This is a genomic window from Streptomyces sp. NPDC046215, assembly GCF_040646215.1.
GTDB classification, from domain to species: Bacteria; Actinomycetota; Actinomycetes; order Streptomycetales; family Streptomycetaceae; genus Streptomyces; species Streptomyces stramineus.
Window position 1 is genome coordinate 48,905 of the sequence record NZ_JBEYZW010000037.1, and the last position, 19,396, is coordinate 68,300.

General features: G+C 73.3%; 18 protein-coding genes and 1 pseudogene. 7 read left to right on the forward strand and 12 right to left on the reverse strand.

Annotated elements, in window-relative coordinates; translation table 11 throughout:
- Positions 1-4: 4 nt before the first annotated feature.
- Complete coding sequence (locus ABZ951_RS18070; RefSeq protein ID WP_344092238.1) at positions 5-571, forward strand: GNAT family N-acetyltransferase; 567 nt, start codon at positions 5-7, stop codon at positions 569-571.
- Positions 572-620: 49 nt separating this feature from the next.
- Here the strand turns inward: ABZ951_RS18070 and ABZ951_RS18075 are convergent, their stop codons facing one another.
- The 5 genes from ABZ951_RS18075 to ABZ951_RS18095 form a co-directional block, all read right to left on the reverse strand.
- Positions 621-1,832 carry a serine hydrolase domain-containing protein gene (locus tag ABZ951_RS18075; protein ID WP_344092235.1) on the reverse strand — a complete coding sequence of 404 codons (1,212 nt, stop codon included), beginning with the start codon at positions 1,830-1,832 and terminating at the stop codon, positions 621-623.
- A 101-nt stretch (positions 1,833-1,933) separates the two neighbouring features.
- Positions 1,934-2,632 (reverse strand): ester cyclase, encoded by a 699-nt coding sequence (locus tag ABZ951_RS18080; RefSeq protein ID WP_344092232.1) that lies wholly within the window; start codon positions 2,630-2,632, stop codon positions 1,934-1,936.
- Between the two features lie 113 nt (positions 2,633-2,745).
- Positions 2,746-3,528 (reverse strand): precorrin-4 C(11)-methyltransferase, encoded by a 783-nt coding sequence (gene cobM, locus ABZ951_RS18085; protein ID WP_344092230.1) that lies wholly within the window; start codon positions 3,526-3,528, stop codon positions 2,746-2,748.
- Positions 3,525-4,784: a precorrin-6y C5,15-methyltransferase (decarboxylating) subunit CbiE gene (gene cbiE / locus ABZ951_RS18090; RefSeq protein WP_344092228.1), complete on the reverse strand. Its 1,260-nt coding sequence runs from the start codon at positions 4,782-4,784 to the stop codon at positions 3,525-3,527. The genes cobM and cbiE overlap by 4 nt, the downstream gene beginning before the upstream one ends.
- A 119-nt stretch (positions 4,785-4,903) precedes the next feature.
- Positions 4,904-5,791 carry an ion transporter gene (locus tag ABZ951_RS18095; protein ID WP_344092226.1) on the reverse strand — a complete coding sequence of 296 codons (888 nt, stop codon included), beginning with the start codon at positions 5,789-5,791 and terminating at the stop codon, positions 4,904-4,906.
- A 203-nt stretch (positions 5,792-5,994) separates the two neighbouring features.
- Here ABZ951_RS18095 and tsaD point away from each other — a divergent pair, with 203 nt between their 5' ends.
- Positions 5,995-7,062 carry a tRNA (adenosine(37)-N6)-threonylcarbamoyltransferase complex transferase subunit TsaD gene (tsaD, locus tag ABZ951_RS18100; protein WP_344092224.1) on the forward strand — a complete coding sequence of 356 codons (1,068 nt, stop codon included), beginning with the start codon at positions 5,995-5,997 and terminating at the stop codon, positions 7,060-7,062.
- A 209-nt stretch (positions 7,063-7,271) separates the two neighbouring features.
- Here the strand turns inward: tsaD and ABZ951_RS18105 are convergent, their stop codons facing one another.
- The 3 genes from ABZ951_RS18105 to tatA form a co-directional block, all read right to left on the reverse strand.
- The gene (locus ABZ951_RS18105; RefSeq protein WP_344091805.1) at positions 7,272-8,210 is read right to left on the reverse strand and encodes a beta-ketoacyl-ACP synthase III; all 939 of its coding nucleotides are present in this window, start codon (positions 8,208-8,210) and stop codon (positions 7,272-7,274) included.
- Positions 8,211-8,390: 180 nt separating this feature from the next.
- Positions 8,391-9,782 (reverse strand): alkaline phosphatase, encoded by a 1,392-nt coding sequence (locus ABZ951_RS18110; RefSeq protein WP_344091807.1) that lies wholly within the window; start codon positions 9,780-9,782, stop codon positions 8,391-8,393.
- Between the two features lie 98 nt (positions 9,783-9,880).
- Positions 9,881-10,075 carry a Sec-independent protein translocase subunit TatA gene (gene tatA / locus ABZ951_RS18115; RefSeq protein ID WP_344091809.1) on the reverse strand — a complete coding sequence of 65 codons (195 nt, stop codon included), beginning with the start codon at positions 10,073-10,075 and terminating at the stop codon, positions 9,881-9,883.
- A gap of 212 nt (positions 10,076-10,287) precedes the next feature.
- On the opposite strand from tatA, the gene ABZ951_RS18120 reads away from it, so the two are divergent.
- Together ABZ951_RS18120 and ABZ951_RS18125 are read left to right on the forward strand one after the other, a co-directional pair.
- On the forward strand, positions 10,288-11,757 hold the full coding sequence (locus tag ABZ951_RS18120; RefSeq protein ID WP_344091811.1) for an LCP family protein: 1,470 nt from the start codon (positions 10,288-10,290) through the stop codon (positions 11,755-11,757).
- A 141-nt stretch (positions 11,758-11,898) separates the two neighbouring features.
- Positions 11,899-13,269, forward strand: a complete 1,371-nt coding sequence (locus tag ABZ951_RS18125) for a hypothetical protein (protein ID WP_361280222.1) — start codon at positions 11,899-11,901, stop codon at positions 13,267-13,269.
- A 27-nt stretch (positions 13,270-13,296) separates the two neighbouring features.
- Here ABZ951_RS18125 and ABZ951_RS18130 read toward each other — a convergent pair whose 3' ends face one another.
- Positions 13,297-15,972, reverse strand: a complete 2,676-nt coding sequence (locus ABZ951_RS18130; protein WP_361280224.1) for an HAD-IC family P-type ATPase — start codon at positions 15,970-15,972, stop codon at positions 13,297-13,299.
- Positions 15,956-16,342 carry a metalloregulator ArsR/SmtB family transcription factor gene (locus ABZ951_RS18135; protein ID WP_344091815.1) on the reverse strand — a complete coding sequence of 129 codons (387 nt, stop codon included), beginning with the start codon at positions 16,340-16,342 and terminating at the stop codon, positions 15,956-15,958. Before ABZ951_RS18135 ends, ABZ951_RS18130 begins: the two co-directional genes overlap by 17 nt.
- 161 nt (positions 16,343-16,503) lie before the next feature.
- Here ABZ951_RS18135 and ABZ951_RS18140 point away from each other — a divergent pair, with 161 nt between their 5' ends.
- Positions 16,504-16,767, forward strand: coding sequence for a GlsB/YeaQ/YmgE family stress response membrane protein (locus ABZ951_RS18140; RefSeq protein WP_344091816.1), 264 nt, complete (start codon positions 16,504-16,506; stop codon positions 16,765-16,767).
- A gap of 130 nt (positions 16,768-16,897) precedes the next feature.
- Here ABZ951_RS18140 and ABZ951_RS18145 read toward each other — a convergent pair whose 3' ends face one another.
- Positions 16,898-17,536 carry an HAD family acid phosphatase gene (locus tag ABZ951_RS18145; protein ID WP_344091817.1) on the reverse strand — a complete coding sequence of 213 codons (639 nt, stop codon included), beginning with the start codon at positions 17,534-17,536 and terminating at the stop codon, positions 16,898-16,900.
- A 247-nt stretch (positions 17,537-17,783) separates the two neighbouring features.
- Between ABZ951_RS18145 and ABZ951_RS18150 the strand changes: the two genes are divergently transcribed.
- On the forward strand, positions 17,784-18,584 hold the full coding sequence (locus ABZ951_RS18150) for an RNA polymerase sigma factor SigF (protein ID WP_344091858.1): 801 nt from the start codon (positions 17,784-17,786) through the stop codon (positions 18,582-18,584).
- 142 nt (positions 18,585-18,726) lie between these two features.
- Here the strand turns inward: ABZ951_RS18150 and ABZ951_RS18155 are convergent, their stop codons facing one another.
- Complete coding sequence (locus ABZ951_RS18155; RefSeq protein WP_344091820.1) at positions 18,727-19,125, reverse strand: ATP-binding protein; 399 nt, start codon at positions 19,123-19,125, stop codon at positions 18,727-18,729.
- A 179-nt stretch (positions 19,126-19,304) separates the two neighbouring features.
- Between ABZ951_RS18155 and ABZ951_RS18160 the strand changes: the two are divergent.
- A pseudogene (locus ABZ951_RS18160) lies at positions 19,305-19,396 on the forward strand (ATP-binding protein); the annotation flags it as partial.

Consider the following 19,396-nt stretch of genomic DNA (forward strand, 5'->3'; position numbering starts at 1 on the left):
ACCGGTGTCCGAGGTGACGTACGAATTCTGGAAGGGGACGGATGCAGCCCGGCAGCTCGACAGGTTCCTGCCCGCATATGAGGAGGTCTATGTCGAGCCGCCGTACTGTGAGGGGCCCCGCGAGATCGCCGAGTTCATCGAAAGGTTTCAACGGCAGGCACAGCGGCCCGGATTCCGCCTGGCCCTGGCCTGCGAAGGGGCGGAGGTTATCGGGTTCACGTTCGGATACCTGCTACCCGCCGACACCGGGTGGTGGGACGGGCTGCTCGAACCGCTGCCGGAAGACTGCACTCGGGAGACCGGGGATCGGACGTTCGTCATCATCGAGCTGGCTGTGCGCAAGCCCTGGCGGCGGCGCGGAATTGCCACGGCTCTGCATGCCGAATTGCTCGCCGGGCCGGTGGCCGAGCGGGTCACTTTGACGATGCGGCCCGAACCGGAAGCGCTGCCGGCGCAGTCGGCCTACGCGGCGTGGGGGTACCGGCGGGTCGGCCGGTCCCAGCCGTGGGACGAAGCGCCGGTGTACGACTCGATGGTCCTCGACCTGGGCGGCGGCTCGGCGGGCGGGTGACCGCTCTCAGAGGTGTCTGAGGAGCCCGTCCGCCGATCCCCCAACCCCGTCAGCCGCGCGCCGGCGCCCCCACCTTCGTCCCACAGAACTCGCCCTCGAACATGTTCTCGAACGGCGGGCTCTCCGCCAGCCAGTCGCCGTTGATGTTGAAGGTCAGTGCGTGCTTGCCGTCCCGCGTGGCCGCCGCGCCCGAGAGGGAGCCCCAGACGACGCCGTCGTGGCCCCAGACCGTCACGCCGCAGGAGAGCGAGCGGGACATCAGCCCCAGCCCGTAGCGGTACTGCTCGCCCGTCGCGACCGTGGTGAACATCGCGTCCATCTGCTGACGCGGCAGCAGCTTGCCCTGCATCAGGGCGGCGAAGAACCGGTTGAGGTCGCCGCTCGTGCTGACGATCTCCCCCGTCGCACCGGACCACGACGGCCGGTACTCGGTGGCGTCGAAGATCTGCGGGCCCGGGTTCGCCGCGTAGAGCTTGGAGTAGCCGACCGGGTGCGGTGCCGGCAGCTTCGGGTCGGTGCCGGGGAAGGTCGTCTCGCGCAGCCCCAGCGGCTTGACGATGCGCCGCTCGACCTCGCGGGCGTACGGCTTGCCGGTGACCTTCTCGATGATCATCCCGGCGAGGACGAAGTTGGTGTTGGAGTACTTCCAGCCCTTGCCCGGCGCGAAGTCCGCCGGGTACTTCAGCGCCATGTCGACGATCTGCTGGGGCGTCTTGATGTCGTACCGGTGCTCGAAGAAGGCGGGGCCGTTCATCGTCGCGTTCCATTCGGGGGTCGACACCATGTCGAACACCCCGCTGGTGTGGTTCAGGAGCTGACGAATCGTGATGTTGCTGCCGTCGTAGCCGTTGCCCTTCAGCACGCCGGGCAGCCGGCGCTCGACGGAGTCGTCCAGGCTCAGCTTGCCCTCGGCTTCCAGCTGCAGCACGACGGTGGCGACGAAGGTCTTGGTGATGCTGCCGGCCCGGAAGTGGTCGGCAGCGGTCCGCTTGCGTCCGGCCTCGGTGTCGGCATAGCCGGACGTGCCGAACCAGGTGCCCTGCGGCGTCCGGGTCCCGGCCGCGACGCCGGGCATTCCGGCGGCCACGAGGCCGTCCAGGGCCGCCTGCGTCGGCGCGTGCGATCCCGCGGCCCGGCCGGTGTCCGGCTCGGTGGCCGGACCGGCGGCGACGGCCGGACCGGCCGTCAGGACCGCCCCCGCGGCCACGGCCGCGGTGAGACCGAGAAGCGTGCGGCGCATCCCCGTTATGCGCTTGGACATAGATGTAGCCTTCGCTGTCGCGTGGTTGACTGAACGTCACGAACGGTCAAGTGGACCACACGACGGCGCCGCGCTCAGTGACCCGCCCCACAGCGCGGGTACTACTCCTCCACCGCCTCGACCTGCCGCATCAGCCGCATCAGGTCGTAGAACCACCAGCCTTCCTGGATCCGCCCGGCGTGGAAGCGGAAGATCGTGACGCCGGTCATCACCACCTCGCGGCCCGTGGGCGCGATGCCCATGAAGTCGCCGTGGTGCACGGCCCGCCACGTCCAGCGGGTGGCGACCTGGTCGCCCTCCGCCAGCTGGCTCTGCAGGGTGAAACCGAAGTCGAACGCCTTCCGCCAGCCGGCGACGTCCGCCTTGATGACCTCGGAGCCGACCGTGGCCTCCGCTTCCTTGCTGATGTCGTGGTCGCGGTAGTCGGCGGCGAACAGCTCATCCACGAGGCGGAGGTCACCGCCGGGGGCGATCTCCTCGAAGAAGCGGCGGGCCGCCGCCTTGTGGAGCTGTTCGTCCCGGACCACGTCGAGGTCGGTGAAGGTGGGGGTGCCGTCGCAGAGCGCCACCATCTCCTCGAAGACGCGGTTGGTCTCCGGCAGGCCGGAGTTCTTCATCGCCGCCTCGTACGAGGGGAACTCGATGATCTCCACGTAGTGGTCGCCGTCGGCGCGGTCCCGGCCGACGATCGAGTGGGTGGCGGTGCGCTTGCCCTCGGTGAGTTCGAGCCAGCTGTCCATGAGCCGGTCCATGTCCTCGTACCGGCGGGTCTTGCAGTCGACCAACTGTAGGAATGCCATGACGCCTCCCGGGTGATATGTCCAGGCTATCCCTGTATCGCCCGGCCGGTCGGGGTGCCGACGGGATGCCGGGGCGTCGGCGCTACGCGGGAGTAGCGCAGCTCCCCCGGCGCCTACTCCCCCGCCCCGCCCGCGGCCGCGCTGCACTGCGCGTGGTCGCGGTCGCGGTGCGCCGAGTAGAGGTGGCTGTCCGGGAACTGCTCCGCGCCCAGCGTCCGGCCGACGAGGATGACGGCGGTGCGGACCACGCCCGCCTCCTTCACCTGCCCGGCGATGTCGGCGAGCGTGCCGCGCAGGACGAGCTCGTCGGGGCGGCTGGCCAGGGCGACGACCGCCGCGGGGCAGTCGGGGCCGTAGTGCGGCAGGAGCTCGGCGACGATGCGGTCGGCGTAGCGGGCCGCGAGGTGGAGCACGAGCAGGGCGCCGCTGCGGCCGAGGGTGGCGAGGTCCTCGCCGGGCGGCATCGGGGTGGCCTGCTGGGCGATGCGCGTGAGGATGACGGTCTGGCCGACGGTGGGCACGGTCAGTTCCCGGCCGAGCGCCGCGGCCGCCGCGGCGAAGGCGGGGACGCCGGGCACCATCTCGTAGGGGATGCCGGCCGCGTCGAGCCGTCGCATCTGCTCGGCGACGGCGCTGAAGACGGCCGGGTCGCCCGAGTGCAGCCGGGCCACGTCCTGGCCGGCCCGGTGGGCGGCGAGGAACTCCTCGGTGATCGCGTCCAGGTCCATCCGGGCCGTGTCGACGAGCCTGGCGTCCGGCGGGCACTCGGCGAGCAGTTCCCGGGGGACGAGGCTGCCCGCGTAGAGGCAGACCCCGCAGCGGGCCAGGGTCCGCGCGCCGCGCACCGTGATCAGGTCGGCGGCGCCGGGGCCGGCGCCGATGAAGTACACGGTCATGGCTGGAGGTCTCCTTGTGCGGGTTCGGCGGCGGCTTCCGCGGTCTTGACCACGGCCCACTGGGTGACCGGCATGGCTTGCCGCCAGCCGGTGAAGCCCCCGACGGGGACGGCCCGGGCGACGGCGAGGCGCGTCAGCTCACCGCCGTGGCGGCGGTACCAGTCGGCGAGCCGGGCCTCGGATTCGAGGGTGACGGTGTTGGCGACGAGCCGGCCCCCTTCAGGCAGGGCGTCCCAGCAGGCCGCGAGCAGGCCGGGGGCGGTGAGCCCGCCGCCGACGAACACGGCGTCGGGCGCGGGCAGCCCGGCCAGCGCGGCGGGGGCGGCGCCGGTGACGACGCGCAGCGCGGGGACGCCGAGCGCTTCGGCGTTGCGGGTGATCCGCGCGGCCCGTACCGGGTCGCGCTCGACGGTGACGGCGCGGCAGGAGCGGTGGGCGCGCATCCATTCGATGCCGATGGAGCCGGAGCCCCCGCCCACGTCCCACAGCAGCTCCCCGGGGGCGGGGGCCAGGGCGGCGAGCGTCACCGCCCGCACGTGACGCTTCGTCAACTGCCCGTCGTGCTCGAAGGATTCGTCCGGCAGCCCCGGGGTCAGGGGCAGCCGGGGGGCGTGCGGCGCGCGGCGGGGTTCGACGGCGATCACGTTCAGCGCGTCACCGGGCGGGTGCGCCCAGCCGTCCGCCGTGCCGTCGCCGCGGTGTTCCCGCTCGCCGCCGAGCTGTTCCAGCACGGTCATCCGGCTGGGCCCGAAGCCCCGCGCGGTCAGCAGCGCGGCCACCTCGGCGGGGGTGCCGGCGCCCGCGCTGAGCAGCAGGAGCCGGCGGCCGGGGTGCAGGGCGGCGGTGAGCGCGGCCAGGGGGCGGCCGACGAGGCTGAGCACGTCGGTGTCGTCCAGCGGCCAGCCCAGGCGGGCGCAGGCGTAGGAGACGGAGGAGGGGTGCGGCATCACCCGCAGACGGGCGGTGTCCCCGAGGGCGTCCAGGAGGGTGCGTCCGATGCCGAAGAACATGGGGTCGCCACTGGCCAGCACGCACACGCGCCGGCCGGCGTGCTCCGCGAGCAGGCCGGGCACGGCGGGGCGCAGCGGGGAGGGCCAGGCGACGCGCTCGCCGGCGCAGTCGGGGGGCAGCAGGTCAAGCTGCCGGGGGCCGCCGATCGTCACCTCGGCGCGGCGCAGCGCCTCCTGGGAGCCGGGGGCGAGGCCGGGCCAGCCGTCGGCACCGATGCCGACGACGGTCACGGGGGCGTGGCTCACTGGGGCGCACCTCGGGAATTCACTGCGGGCAGGGGTACCGGAACTCTACTGACCCGCGGCGACGGTGGCGAAGCCGGGATCCGGCCGAGAGCTCCGGCCCGCCCGGCGCGCACCGGTCTTCAGTTCCGCGCGCCGGGCCGCCGCGCGGCGAGCTGCTCCTCCAGGTCGTCGAGGGCCGCGCGGGCGGCGGCGATCCGCTCGTGGACCAGCGCGGTGTCGTCCTGGGCGCCGTCGTCCTGCGGAGACGCCGCGGCGGACCGTTCGCGCCGGGCCTCGGAGCGGTGTGCTTCCTCCAGCGACTGGATGACCACGCCGATGAGGAGGTTGACCAGGACGAAAGAGGAAAGCAGGACGTAGGAGGCGAAGTAGAGGATGCTCCAGCGGGAGATCTCCAGCCCGGCGCGCACCGCGTCGCCGAGGCCGTCGAGGGTCATCAGCAGGAAGAGGGTCAGGGCCGCGCGTCCGATGGAGCCGTAGTGCTCGGGATCGGCATCGGCGAAGAAGACCCAGCCGACCATGGCGTACACGTACAGCAGGAGGGCGCCGACGAGCACGAAGCTGACGGTGCCGGGCAGGCTCTTGCCCACGGCGACGATGATGACGCGCAGCTGCGGCAGGAAGCGGGCGGCGCGCAGGACGCGGGCGAGCCGCAGCAGGCGCAGGGCCGTGGCGTTGTCCCGGGTCACCGGCAGGACGGCCAGCAGGACGACGGCGAGGTCGAAGAGGTTCCAGGGGTCGCGGAAGAAGTCGCCGGGCCGGTCCGCGTGGGCCAGGGCCCGCAGGGCGAGCTCGGCCGCGAAGACGGTGAGGAAGCCGTGCTCGGCCAGGTTCAGCAGGTCGTGCCAGCGGGTCACGAGGCCGGCGTAGGTCTCCAGCCCCAGGACGGCGGCGTTGGCGAGGATGGCGGTGAAGACCACGGTGGAGAACCAGCCGGAGTCGGTGATCCGCCGGCAGCGCAGCGCCAGTGCGTGCCGTCCCGTTGCCCCAGCGACGATAGCGTCGGCCATCTCTCTTCTTCTCTTCCCGTGTCCGCGGCGCGTCCCCGCGCTCCCACGAAGTTGATCTTAGAGCTGACGGAGGGCGGGAGGGGCGCGAACGCCGGGTCGCGGACGGGGCGGGCGGTGGCAGGGGCGGTGGCATTGCCGGTCCGGCGGACCGGCGCCTTGTTGCATAGAATGTGCATTTACCAATGGATGGCAGGAGGCGCGGCATGGTGGGTTCACCGGTGGTGCTGGGTATCGAGTCGTCCTGCGACGAGACCGGTGCCGGTCTGGTGCGGGACGGAAAGCTGCTGGGCCACGCCGTGGCCTCCAGCATGGACGAGCACGCGCGCTTCGGCGGCGTCGTCCCGGAGATTGCGGCCCGCGCACACGTGCACGCGGCCGCGCCCGTCGTGCACGCCGCGCTCGCCGACGCGGGCCTGACCATGGCCGACATCGGCGCCGTCGCGGTGACCACCGGCCCCGGCCTCTCGGGGGCGCTGCAGGTGGGGGTCGCCGCCGCGAAGGGCTTCGCGTACTCGCTGGGCGTGCCGCTGTACGGGGTCCACCACCTCGCCGGGCACGTGGCCGCCGACACCCTGGAGCACGGGCCGCTGCCCGACCCCTGCATGGTGCTGATCATCTCCGGCGGGCACACCTCGCTGCTGCTCGTCCGGGATCTGGCCCGCGACCCGATCGTCCACCTCGGCGACACCCTGGACGACGCGGCGGGCGAGTGCTTCGACAAGGTCGCCCGGGTCTTCGGCCTGCCCTACCCCGGCGGCCCGGCCGTCGACCGGGCCGCGCGGGAGGGCGACGCACGGGCGGTGGCGTTCCCCCGGCCGCTGACCGGGCCGCGCGACGACCCGTACGCCTTCTCCTTCTCCGGGCTGAAGACGGCCGCCGCCCGCTGGGCGGAGCAGCACCGGCAGGCCGGACGGGAGCTGCCCGTCGCGGACGGCGCCGCCTCCCTCCAGGAGGCCGTCGCCGACGTCCTCACCCGCAAGGCCGTCGCCGCGTGCGTCGAGCACGGGGTGGGCACCCTCGTGGTGGTCGGCGGGGTGGCCGCCAACTCGCGGGTGCGGTCCCTGGCCGAGGAGCGCTGCGCCGCGCGGGGGATCGCGCTGCGGGTGCCGCCGCTGCGGCTGTGCACCGACAACGGCGCCATGATCGCCGCGGTGGGCGACCTGCTCGTCCGGGCGGGGGCGGAGCCCGCGCCGCTGGACGTGTCCATCGACCCGTCGGCGCCGCTGGAGTACGCGGCGCTGCACCCGGTCGCCCGCGTCCGCGCGGCGTAGGCCGCCGCGGCCTACGGCTGGGGCCCGTCGTGGCCACCTGCGGCGGCGAGCGCCCTGCGGGCGCGTCCTCAAGCGCCGGACGGGCTATTCAGCCCGTCCGGGGGCACCTCCCAGCGGTAGCTGGGGGAGATTGAGGACGCGCCCGCAGGGCGCTCGCCGCCGCAGGCGGCAACCGACAGACCCGCAGCCGAATGACCGGCACGCAACCCCTAAGGGCAGCGAATGACCTGCCCCGCATAGGAAAGGTTGCCGCCGAAGCCGAACAGCAGGACCGGCGCACCCGACGGGATGTCGCCGCGCTGGACCAGTTTCGACAGGGCCAGCGGGATGCTCGCCGCCGAGGTGTTGCCCGACTCGGTGACGTCCGTCGCGATCACGGCGTTCACCGCGCCGATCTTCCGGGCGACCGGCTCGATGATCCGCAGGTTGGCCTGGTGCAGGACGACCGCCGCCAGGTCCTCCGGGGTGACCCCGGCGCGCTCGCACACCTGGCGGGCGATCGGGGGCAGCTGGGTCGTGGCCCAGCGGTAGACGGACTGGCCCTCCTGGGCGAACCGGGACGGGGTGCCCTCGATCCGGACGGCGTGGCCCATGCCCGGCACCGAACCCCAGATGACCGGCCCGATGCCGGGCTCGTCACTGGCGGTGACCACGGCGGCGCCCGCGCCGTCGCCGACCAGGACGCAGGTCGTCCGGTCGGTCCAGTCCGCCACGTCGGTGAACTTCTCCACGCCGACGACCAGGGCGTTGCGCGCGGCCCCGGCCCGGATGGCGTGGTCGGCGGAGGCGAGGGCGTGGGTGAAGCCGGCGCACACGACGTTGAGGTCCATGACGGCGGGGGAGGGCAGGCCCAGCTCGGCCGCGACGCGCGCGGCGGTGTTGGGGCTGCGGTCGACCGCGGTGCAGGTGGCGACCAGCACGAGGTCGATGTCCTCCGGCGCGAGGCCGCTGTTGGCGAGGGCCTTCGCGGCGGCCTGGCCGGCCATCGCGGCGACCGTCTCGCCGGGTTCGGCGATCCGGCGGGTGCGGATGCCCACCCGGGAGCGGATCCACTCGTCGCTGGTGTCGACCATGGTCGCCAGCTCGTCGTTGGTCAGCACTCGGGCGGGCTGGTAGTGGCCGAGGGCGAGGACGCGGGACCCGGTCATCGGCGGTTCCTCCTGCGCGGGCGGACGATGGTGCTGGTACGGGAGTCACAGTCTCAACGCTGCGGAGCCGGTAGCGGGTGTGTGATCCGCCAACTTTCCGCCGAGATAACTGGCACAACCCGCAGGAGCCCGGTCCCCCCAAGGACCGGGCCCCTCTCGTTCGGGCTCAGGTGAGCGCGCTCAGCGCAGGGAGAGCGCCGTCCGGATGGTCGTGAAGAGCTGGGTCTGGTCGGTCACCCCGAGGACCCGCTCGGCCTGCGGGCCCTGCGCGGCGATGCGCACCTGGGTGCCGGTGTGCTCCTGGGCCTTGCCCGGGGTGTTCGAGGAGTAGTTGACCTTCAGCTGCCCGCCCTCGTCGGTGACGAGGGTGGAGGACAGCCCGGGCGGGGTGGCCTCCAGCGGGACGATCTGGCTGGTGTGGCCGTGGTCGGCGGTGGTGATGACGAGGGTGTCGGGGTGCTTCGCCGCGTACGCGCGGGCGACCTTCACCGCGCGGTCCAGGGCCGCGGTCTCCCCGATCTGGCCGCAGGGGTCGGCGGCGTGGTCCCGCTTGTCGATCGAGGCGCCCTCGACCTGGAGGAAGAAGCCCGGCTTCTTGCCCTTGCCGGACTGCTTGGCCTCCAGGAGCTGGAGCGCCTTGCGGGTCTGCTCCTCCAGGCTCGGCGTGCCCGCCTTGCGCTCGGGGTTGTTCGTCACGCAGCGCTGCGGGGCGGTGCCGCCCTGGGCGGCGGGCTTGCCGGTCCACTCGACGGGGACGTTGCCGGGCGCGAAGAGGCCGAGGACGGGCTTGTCCGCCCGCGCCTTCCGCAGGCCCTTGTCGTCGGTGACGATCTGGTAGCCGAGCTTCTCCGCCTGCCGGCCGACAGTCAGGCCCTTGTACGGGCCCTCGGTGATCTTCTGGTCGAAGCGGGCCTTGCCGCCGCCCAGCAGGACGTCCACCTTGTGGTTCACGCTCTGCTCGGCGATGGAGCCGGGGCCGCCCTTGGCGATCGTGTCGTTCGGGCACGCCTTCATGTCGGCGGGGCCCATGCAGCTGCGGTCGGTGGCGTGCGAGGCGAGGACGGCCGGGGTGGCGTCGGTGAGCTCGGCGGTGGTGACGCTGCCGGTGGCCAGGCCGTTCTTCTGCGCCAGCTCCAGGATCGTCGGCATCGCCTTGTCGGTGCCGGGCGACTTCGATATCCGGCCGTTGACGGTCTTCTGTCCGGTCGCCCAGCCGGTGCCGCTGGCGGCGGAGTCGGTGACGTAGTCCGGCTTGCCGTTCTTGTCGACGGCGTAGGTGGTGTACGAGCCGGTCATGGGGAACTTGTCCATGTTCAGCCGGCCGGCCGCGCCCACCGTGTAGTCGCGGGCCAGGGTGATCTCCGAGTCGCCCATGCCGTCACCGATGAGCAGGATGACGTTCTTGGCCTTCTTGGCCTTGCCGCCCTGGGCCGCGGCGGCCGCGGAGCTGTCCTGCGTACCGCTCGGCTCCGAGGCGGCGTACGCGGCCGGGACCGCGACACCGGCGGCGAGCAGCGCGGCGGCGCCCCAGGCGAGACGGCGGCGGTACGGACGGGGGCCCGAAGCAGGCATGGTGTGTTTCCTCCCAGCTCGGCGGGGCGGGGTTGCCCGGCCGAGGGAAGCTCACCAGGGGCGGGTGTACCGCGGGGGACGCCCAGGTGAAATGGAGATCACCGGGGGTTGTCGGCCGGGCTCGCCGGGTCGTCCGTCCGGAGCGCCTTGGCCTCGCTCTTGAGTATGCGCACCGACTTGCCGAGGGCGCGCGCGGTGTCCGGCAGCTTCTTGGAGCCGAACAGGACGACCACGACGAGCACGACGACAAGGACGTGCCAGGGCTCCAGGGCGTTGCGCAGCACGGCGGCCACCTCACTTCTCTTCTCCCGATGTTCCCGAAGACGCCCGTGAGCCGGTGACTCACCGGTGTCCCAGGGGCGACTCCCGTCACCATACTTGCTAAATTGCGCAACTGGACAACCAAAAGTGCCGCTCAGTCGTCTCTCCGATCGACAGGGCAGCACCGGCAAGGGCGAGAGCGAGGGCCGGCCGAGCGGCCGGGGACGCGGATGAGGGCTCGTAGATGACAGGCACCCGAGGCAAACGCGCGCACCACCGGATGCGGACGCCGGGCGTCGTCGCGCTGGCGCTCGCCGCGCTGCTCACCGCCGGCGCCGGCTGGTTCTACCTCAAGCTCAACGGCAACATCGACACCTTCGACGCGGACGGCCTGTCCAAGAACCGGCCCGGCGCCGGGGTCTCCGGGCAGAACGTCCTCGTCATCGGCTCGGACTCGCGCGCGGGAGGCAACGTCGCCCTGGGCGGCGGGGACGGGGACGTGGGCCGCTCGGACACGGCCTTCCTGCTGCACGTGTACGGGGACCGCAAGCACGCCATAGGGGTCTCCATCCCGAGGGACACGCTCGTGGAGATCCCGCCGTGCCGGCTGCCCGACGGCAGTTGGACCGCGCCGCGCGGCCGGGCGATGTTCAACTCCGCCTTCTCGGTGGGGGAATCGGCCAAGGGCAACCCGGCCTGTACCCAGAACACCGTGGAGAAACTCACCGGCCTGCGGGTGGACCACACCGTCGTCGTCGACTTCGAGGGCTTCTCCTCGATGACCTCCGCCGTGGGCGGAGTCCAGGTGTGCGTCCCCAAGGACGTCTACCAGGGCGACCTCGACCCCCACCGCGGCTCCCGCGGCGACCTCCTCTTCCCCAAGGGGCAGCAGAGCGTCTCGGGCCGCAAGGCGCTGGACTACGTCCGGGTGCGGCACGGCATCGGGGACGGCTCCGACATCGGCCGGATACAGCGCCAGCAGGCGTTCGTCTCCAGCATGATCAAGAAGGTCCGGTCGCAGGGCTTCAACCCGGCCACGCTGCTGCCGCTCGCCGACGCCGCCACCAAGTCGCTGACCGTCGACCCCGGCCTCGGCTCGGCCGACAAACTGCTGTCCTTCGCGATGTCGCTCAAGGACATCGACCTGCACGACATCAAGTTCGTCACCGTTCCCTGGCGTTACGAGGGCGACCGCGTCGACGTCGTCCAGCCCGAGGCCGACGCGCTGTGGGCCTCCCTGAAGGCCGACCGCACGATCGACGGCCAGGACGCCACGGAAAAGGGCACCGGGCCGCGGGCCGAGCAGGCGGACGCCCCCGTGAGCGGCGACGGTGTGAGCGTCTCCCTCGTCAACGGCACCACGGTCGGCGGCCTCGCCGGCCGGGCCGCCGCCGTCCTGAAGGAGCGCGGCTACGCCGTCACCGGCACCTCGACGGCCTCCGGGGCCGAGCAGGCCACCACCATCATCGAATTCGGTCCCGGCGAGGCGGCGCACGCCCGGACCCTGGCCCGGCTCTTCCCCGGCTCCTACGTGCGCGGGACGGCGGCCTCCGGCATCGTGGTCACGCTCGGTCACGACTATGCCGCCGGGCCCTCCGCCGCCCCGTCGGCGGGCGCACCGGCGGGCTCTTCGGCCGGTCCGCGGCCCGGCGGGGACACCGGCAAGGCGCGGTCGGCGGACGACGACCCCTGCGCCGATCTCTCGTTCGGGTGAGGCGTGCGCACGGGGGTGCCGGGCAGCCGGAGAAGAGGGGGAACGGGAACCGTACGTCTGTTTCAACCGTTTTTGTGGTAAATGCAGAGTAAGACCGGATAATTGATACTCCAGAGGCATCAGACTCCGAGGAGCACCGCCATGTCCGCCGTCCTCCGGGCGCTGCCCAGGCCGCTGTCGGCCTTGATCGCCGCCCTGTTCCTGCTGGCCGGCACGGCGCTGTTCGCCCCGGCCGCGCAGGCCGACACCAGCACCACCACCGGCCTGGACGCCGTCGCCTCGGCCCTGAAGGACGGCCCCGTCTACGTCGACCCCCGCTCCACCGCCCAGCTCCCGGCGGGCGACGCCGACGCCCTGGCGAAGAAGATCAGGGACGCCGGCAAGCCCGTCTTCGTGGCGGTCGTCCCGGCGACCGACGAGTTCCCCAGGGCCACGGTCTTCCGGGACCTGCGGACGAAGGTCGGCATCGCGGGCGTCTACGTCATCCACCGCGGCGACGAATTCGGCGCCCAGGCCGACCGCCGGGTGATGTCCGCCGACTCCGTCCGCAACCTCGTGGGCGCCGTCCAGCGGTCCGGCGGGGACGCCACCACGCAGCTGAACAGCTTCGTCGACCAAGCCGACCGGCAGGCCAGGGGTCATGAGCCCGACGGCTGGGGCGGCGGTGACGAGGCCGGGGTCAGCGCGACCGGGCTGATCACCGGTGGCGCGGTCGTCGTCGCCGGCGGCGCCGGCGCGTACGCCCTCCACCGGCGGAACAAGAAGAAGAGGGAAGCCCGAGAGCGCGCCGAGCTGGACGCCCTGCGCGTCGTCGTCGACGAGGACATCACCGCCTTCGGCGAGGAGCTGGACCGCCTCGACTTCTCCCCCTCCGAGCCCGGCGCCGACGACGCCCAGCGCAAGGACTACGAGGAGGCCCTCGACGCCTACGAGGAGGCGAAGGCCAAGATGGCGGCCGCGGCCAAGCCGCAGGACGTGACCGCCGTGACCGCGGCCCTCGACACGGGCCGCTTCGCCCTCGCGACCCTCGCCGCCCGCCGCACCGGCGCCCCGCTGCCCGAACGCAGGGTGCCCTGCTTCTTCGACCCGCGCCACGGCCCGTCCGTCCAGGACGTCGAGTGGGCGCCGCCCGGCGGCCCGGTGCGGACCGTACCGGCGTGCGCGGCGGACGCCGCCCGGCTGGCCGACGGAGAGGAGCCGATGTCCCGCACCGTGCAGACCGCGGACGGCCGTCAGCCCTACTGGAACGCCGGACCCGCCTACGCCCCCTGGGCCGGCGGCTACTTCGGCGGCGGCATGCTGCCCGGCCTGCTCGTGGGCACCATGCTCGGCAGCATGATGTTCAGCGGCCCCGCCTACGGCGCGTCGCCCGGCGACCCGGGCGCCGAGGGCGGTGACTACTCCGGTTCGGACTTCAACTCCGACGACTTCGGCGGCGGTTTCGGCGGCGGGGACGGCGGTGGCTTCGGCGGTTTCGGCGACGGCGGCGGTTTCGGCGGCGGCGACTTCTGACCGCGACCGCTACGACCGCCGTGCCTGCTACGACCGCCGGGCCCGAGCCTCCGCCCGGCGGTCGTAGTGCGCCCGCGCCCCCGCCAGCGCCACCGCATACCCGGCGAGCACCGCCGCCAGCAGCCCGTAGTACAGCGGCGGCAGGGCCGCCATCCCCAGGGCCGGGCCCAGCGGCGACAGCGGAAGCAGCAGCCCCGCCACCGCGAGCGCCGCGGTCGCCGCCCGCACCGGTCCCGGCGCCCGGCGCCCGGACCGCAGCAGCAGCATCACCAGCGCCTGCGTCAGCAGGTTCTCCGTGAACCACCCGGCGTGGAAGGCGGCCTGCCCCCGCTCGTCACCCGTCGACCGCACGGCCAGGGCCAGCACCCCGAAGGTCGCGAGGTCGGCGGCGGCGTTCAGCAGCCCGAACACCGTCATGAACCGGAAGAGGGAACGCGGCCGCAGCACCACCGGGCGCCGGTCCGCCTCCGCCGCCGGACGGTCGAACGCCAGGGCGAGCTGGGCGGCGTCGAAGCACAGGTTCTGGACGAGCACCTGGACCGGCAGCATCGGCAGGAACGACAGCATCAGCCCCGCCACCAGCATCGCCGTGACGTTGCCGAGGTTCGAGGAGAGCGTGATGCGCAGGTAGGACACGATGTTGCCCGTGCTGCGCCGGCCCGTGACGACCGCCCGGTCCAGGCAGGTGAGGTCCTTCGAGGCGAGCACCACATCGGCAGCCTCCCGGGCCACGTCCACCCCGTCCCGGGGGCAGATCCCGACGTCGGCGGCGTGCAGCGCCGCCAGGTCGTTGACGCCGTCCCCCAGGAAACCGGTGGTGTGCCCGCCCTCCCGCAGCGCCCGGACGACCCGCGCCTTGTGCCCCGGGGCGCACCGAGCGAAGACCGTGGTGCGGGCGGCGAGGCGGGCCAGCTCCGGCCCCTCCAGCGCGTCGATCCTCGTCCCGGTGACAACCTCCCCGGGGTCCAGGCCCAGCTCCCGGCAGGCCCGGGCGGCGGTGCCCGGGTGGTCGCCGGTGAGGACCTTCACCTCGATGCCGCGGCGCGCGAGGGCGCCCAGCGCCTCCGCGGCCGTCGGCGCCAGGGCGTCGCGCAGCCCGACGAAGCCGGCGAACGTCAGCTCCCGCTCGTCGTCGGGGGTGAGGGCGCCCCCGCGCGCGGGCCGCTCCGCCACCGCGACGGCGAGGACCCGCAGGCCGCCGTCGGCGAGCGCGGCCGCCCGCAGGGCCAGCTCAGCCCGGCCCGCCGCGTCCAGCGGACCGCCCCCGGCCCGGCGGGCGCAGCGGCTCAGCACCTCCTCCGGCGCGCCCTTGACGACCAGGGTGTGGACCGCCACGGGCGACGGGCCGCCGGTGAGCGGCCGGACGTTGCCGGGCAGCCCGGTGCCGCACGGGGCCGCCGGGCCGCGGACGAGGGCGGACGCCAGGGGCCGGCCGGGCCCGTAGGGCAGGGCGGCGACCCCCTCGTGCTCGTCCGCCCCGCCGGCCGCTTCGTTTTCCCCGGCGGCGGTCAGGATCGCCTCGTCCAGGGCGTCCGGCGCGGGCAGCTCGGCCAGGAGCAGCGTCCACAGGGCGTTGACCGCGGCCCAGCGCAGCACGGCCGGGTCGTCCGCGCCGTCCGCGTCCACGGAGCACGCGAGCACCGGCCGGTCCCGGGTGAGGGTGCCGGTCTTGTCCACGCACAGCACGTCGACCGCGCCGAGGTCGTGCAGCGCGGGCAGCCGCCGGACGATCACCTCGCCGCCGCGCGCGAGGAGCGCCGCGCCGCGCGCCAGGGCGCACGTCACCACCACGGGCAGCATCTCGGGGGTGAGCCCGACCGCCACCGCCACGGCGAACGGCAGCGTCTCCAGGCCCCGCCCGCGCAGCAGGGCCCCCGCGAGCAGGACCAGCGGCGCGACGCCCAGCATGCACCGCACCAGCGTCCAGGCGATCCCGTTCACCGACCGGTCGAACGGGCCGGGCGCGCGCGCCCGGGTGCGGGGGCCGTCGGGCAGGGCACCCGAGAGCAGGGTGTCCGCGCCGGTGGCGACCACGACGCCCACCCCGCTGCCGGAGACGACGCTGCTGCCCTGGAAGCACAGGTGGCCCCGGTCCGTGCCGGGCCCCGTCGTGGCCTCGCCGGCGTGTTTGGCCGCCGGCGCCGACTCGCCCGTCAGGGCGGCCTCGTGCACGGTCAGGCCCGTGGCCCGCAGCAGGCGCAGATCGGCCGGCACCAGGTCGCCGGGGGCCAGGAGGACCACGTCGCCGGGCACGAGCTGGTCGACGGGCACCTCGCGCGGCACCGGCCGGGCGCTCTCCTCAGGGCGGCGCCGGACCGTGGCCGTGGTGGCGATCAGCTCCCGCAGACCGGCGCCCGCCCGGTCGGCGCGGTGCTCGCCGGCGGAGCGCAGCAGGCAGCTGACGGTGACCAGGACGGCGATGACACCGGCCGTCGCCCAGGCGCTCAGCGCCGCGGAGACCAGCCCCAGGCAGAGGAGGACGGCGGTGAAGGGATCGCGCAGGCTCCGGGCGAAGCGCCGGGGCCGGGACACCGGGCGGCGGCCGGGGAAGGTGTTCTCGCCGTGCCGGAGGAGCCGCTCCTCGGCGTGGGCCTCCACCAGCCCGCGCGGGCCGCTGTCCAGCGCGCGCAGCACTTCCAGGGTCGTACCGCCCGCCGTGACCGGGGCCCCTCGCGCGGCGGAACCCTCAGGCGCCCAGGCCACGCAGGTGCCCGGCACCGGCGGCCACGGCCCCGGCCTTGCGGTCGGCGAGCTGGCCGACCATGAGCCGGACGATCGTCACCACGTCGGGGTCGTCCACCAGATAGACCACGCGGCGGCCCTCGCGGCGCGAGCGCACCAGCCCGGCCAGCTTCAGCTTCGCGAGGTGCTGGCTGATCGCGGGCAGGGCCTGGCCCACCCGCTCGGCCAGCCCGCTCACATCGCTCTCCCCCTGCGCCAGCGCCCACACCAGGTGCAGCCGGGCCGAGGAGGCGAGCAGCCCGAACGCGGCGGCGGCCTCCGACAGCACCTCCGCCGACGGGTCGTCGAAGCCCCCTTCGAAGCCTTCGAAGCTCCCGGCACCTGCGGCCACTGTCGCTCTCCCGTCCCGCCCGGCACCCCTGCGCCCGGCACGACCAGTCTAGGCACGCCGCGAGGGGCGAACGGGCTGACATGCACCCCCTCCGGCCTGGGCAGACGTAACTACAGGAAACAGGCCGGAAACGACCCGAACAGGGTGTGTCAGGGGGAGCTGTGGAAATCTCAGGAATTATCAGCGCGATCGTCATCGGCGTGATCATCGGCGTGCTGGGCCGGCTGGTGGTCCCCGGGCGCCAGCGCATCGGGGTGCTCTGGACGATCCTGGTCGGCATCGTGGCCGCGCTCGCCGGCGCGGCGCTGGCCCACGCGCTGGGCGTGGGCGACACCAAGGGCGTCGACTGGATCAAGTGGCTGATCCAGATCGGGCTGGCGGCCCTGGGCGTGGCGGCCCTGGACCGGGCGAAGTCCCGGCGCTGACCCGGTATCGGGGGGTGCTGCCCCGGAGCGGCCCGGTGCGGAGCGGGCCGCTCCGGGGGCCCGCCAGGGCGCGAAAGAGGGACAGGCGCAAGAGGGTCAGGCGCGAAAGGGGGTCAGGAGCGAAAGGGGATCAGGAGAGGATGCCGCCGTAGTCCGGCAGCTTGAACGTCCGCTCCGCGTGACCGCCGGCGAGGTCGGTGGTGTTGTTGCCGATATTGGCGATGATCTTGTAGCCCTTCGCCTCGATCTCCGCCCTCTTGGCGGTCTTGTACGCGCCCACGTCCTGGAAGAGGTCCGGGAGGCGGCGCACGTACAGGCCGCTGACGGGGTATCCGACCTGCCGGAGGTTGTAGTCGGTCGGCGGGACGAGGATGCCGGGCCGCGCGGTGACGAAGAAGACGGCGGCGCCACGGGCGTGCGCGTAGCGCGTCAGCTCCAGGACGGGCTTGATCGCCGGAGTGGGGTACGTCCAGTGGAAGTGGGTCTCCAGGGAGCTGTTGTCGATGTCGAGGACGAGGGCCTGCTTTTCGCTGTGCGCGTGCTCGGTGCGCTTTTCCACGTAGGGCCGGGCCTGGTCGATGACGGATCTCACCTCACGCAGCCAGGCGTCGTAGTCGACGGCTTTGAGGCCGGCGGGCGCGGCGCCCACGGCGGGCGGGGTGTGCGGGGCGGCGGCGGCGACCGGTGCGGAGGTGACGGTCACGGCGGTGACCAGGGCCGTCGTGGCCAGAGCGGTGGCGGCGCGGCGCGCCGGACTCGTGGGGGTCATGACTGGCATGTTCACGTCGAGTGGTGACGGTAGGGGAAAGGCAGGGTGACGGTGCGACAACAACCTGCCTCCCGTTCCGCTTTATCCGCCCTCGGAGAAAAAAGGAGGCATGACTGTCAAGTCGCCGGGTAGGCGGCCGGACGTCAACAACGGATCTGGGGAGGACGACGTGACCATCACGGCATCCACGGTTGCGGCGGAGCATTCGACCACTGCTCCGCAGCGGCTCGAAGAGTCGGTCGGGGGGCTGCCGTACATCGAGGACGCGACCGCGGTGGCGCCGCGTGACGCCCGCGCGCTCTCCAAGCTGTTCTTCGACCGACTCGGTGAGCTCGAAGAGGGCACCCACGCCTACCAGTACGCGCGGAACACGCTGATCGAGATCAACCTCTCGCTCGTGCGCTTCGCCGCCTCCCGCTTCCGCAGCCGTGGCGACCAGATGGAGGACATCGTCCAGGTCGGCACCATCGGCCTGATCAAGGCGATCGACCGGTTCGACCTCTCGCGCGAGGTGGAGTTCACCACCTTCGCCGTGCCCTACATCGTCGGTGAGATCAAGCGCCACTTCCGGGACACCAGCTGGTCCGTGCACGTGCCCCGGCGCCTCCAGGAGCTGCGCGTCGAGCTGGCCAAGGCCACCAGCGAGCTCTCCCAGGAACTCGACCACTCGCCCACCCCGGCCGAGCTGGCGGAACACCTGGGCATCAGCCGGGACGAGGTCGTCGAGGGCATCGTCGCCAGCAACGGCTACACCGCCGGATCGATCGACGTCCCCGTGGACGAAGGCTCCGACCAGGCCGGCAACAGCTACGCCGACCGCCTCGGCGGCATCGACCCCGCGCTCGAAGGCGTCGAGAACCTCCAGGCCCTGAAGCCGCTCGTCGAGGAGCTGAACGAACGCGACCGGCAGATCCTGCGGATGCGCTTCGGCGGCGAGATGACCCAGTCCGAGATCGGCGCCGAGCTCGGCATCTCGCAAATGCACGTGTCGCGGCTGCTGACACGCATTTTGAACAAGCTGCGCGCCGGGATGCTGGAACAGAAGTAGGCCGGGCCCCTCCGGGCGGGGGCTGCCGGGGCGATGCCTCCCGGTGGCCCCCGTCGAGTCGATTCGATCGGGTTATCGGGTTGAAGTTGAATCGGGTTGATCCGATCGACTCGGATCGGACTCGGAATCGACTCGGATCGGCTCAGATCCCGACCGGTGTCATCTGCTGCGTGACCGCCGCGGCGGGCTGCACCCACGTGGCCCGCACGGTCTTGCCCTCGGCCCGCTGGTCCACCTCCACCAGCATCGCGAGCCGCTCGACCATGTGCAGGCCGAGGCCGCCCCCGCCGGTCAGATCGCGGGCCCGCAGGACCAGGGGGTCCGGGCTCGTGTCGTCGATCTCCACCACGAGCCGGCCGTGAACCGCCCGGACGCACAGCCGCCACCAGCCACCGGCGTGCCGGATGGCATTGGCGACCAGCTCCGAGACGACCAGGACAACAGCGTCGAGATCGGCCCACGGGCAGTGCTGGGCCAGGAACTCCGCCGTGGCGTGGCGGGCCCCGGCGGCGTCCCCGTGCGGGGATTCGATGACGACCATCTGGCGGCTCCCTCTCCTTCTCCTTGAGGCGGCGCTTACCCAGGGATCGACAAGTCATGACACGGTGGGCGCCTTCTGCTGCCGCAGTTTCGGTGGAGCTGTCCCGCGGCAGGTCGTGGGGGGTGCACCTCCGCTGCGCGGCGGTGCACTCAGGCTCCCCCGCTACCGCTGGGGGTGCCGGGCAGGCCGAGCGGGGGCGGGAAGTCTCCACGTACGCCTTCGGGCGGCACCGGCGCGCGATGGCACGGCTGGCCGCGGACGCGGCGGCGGG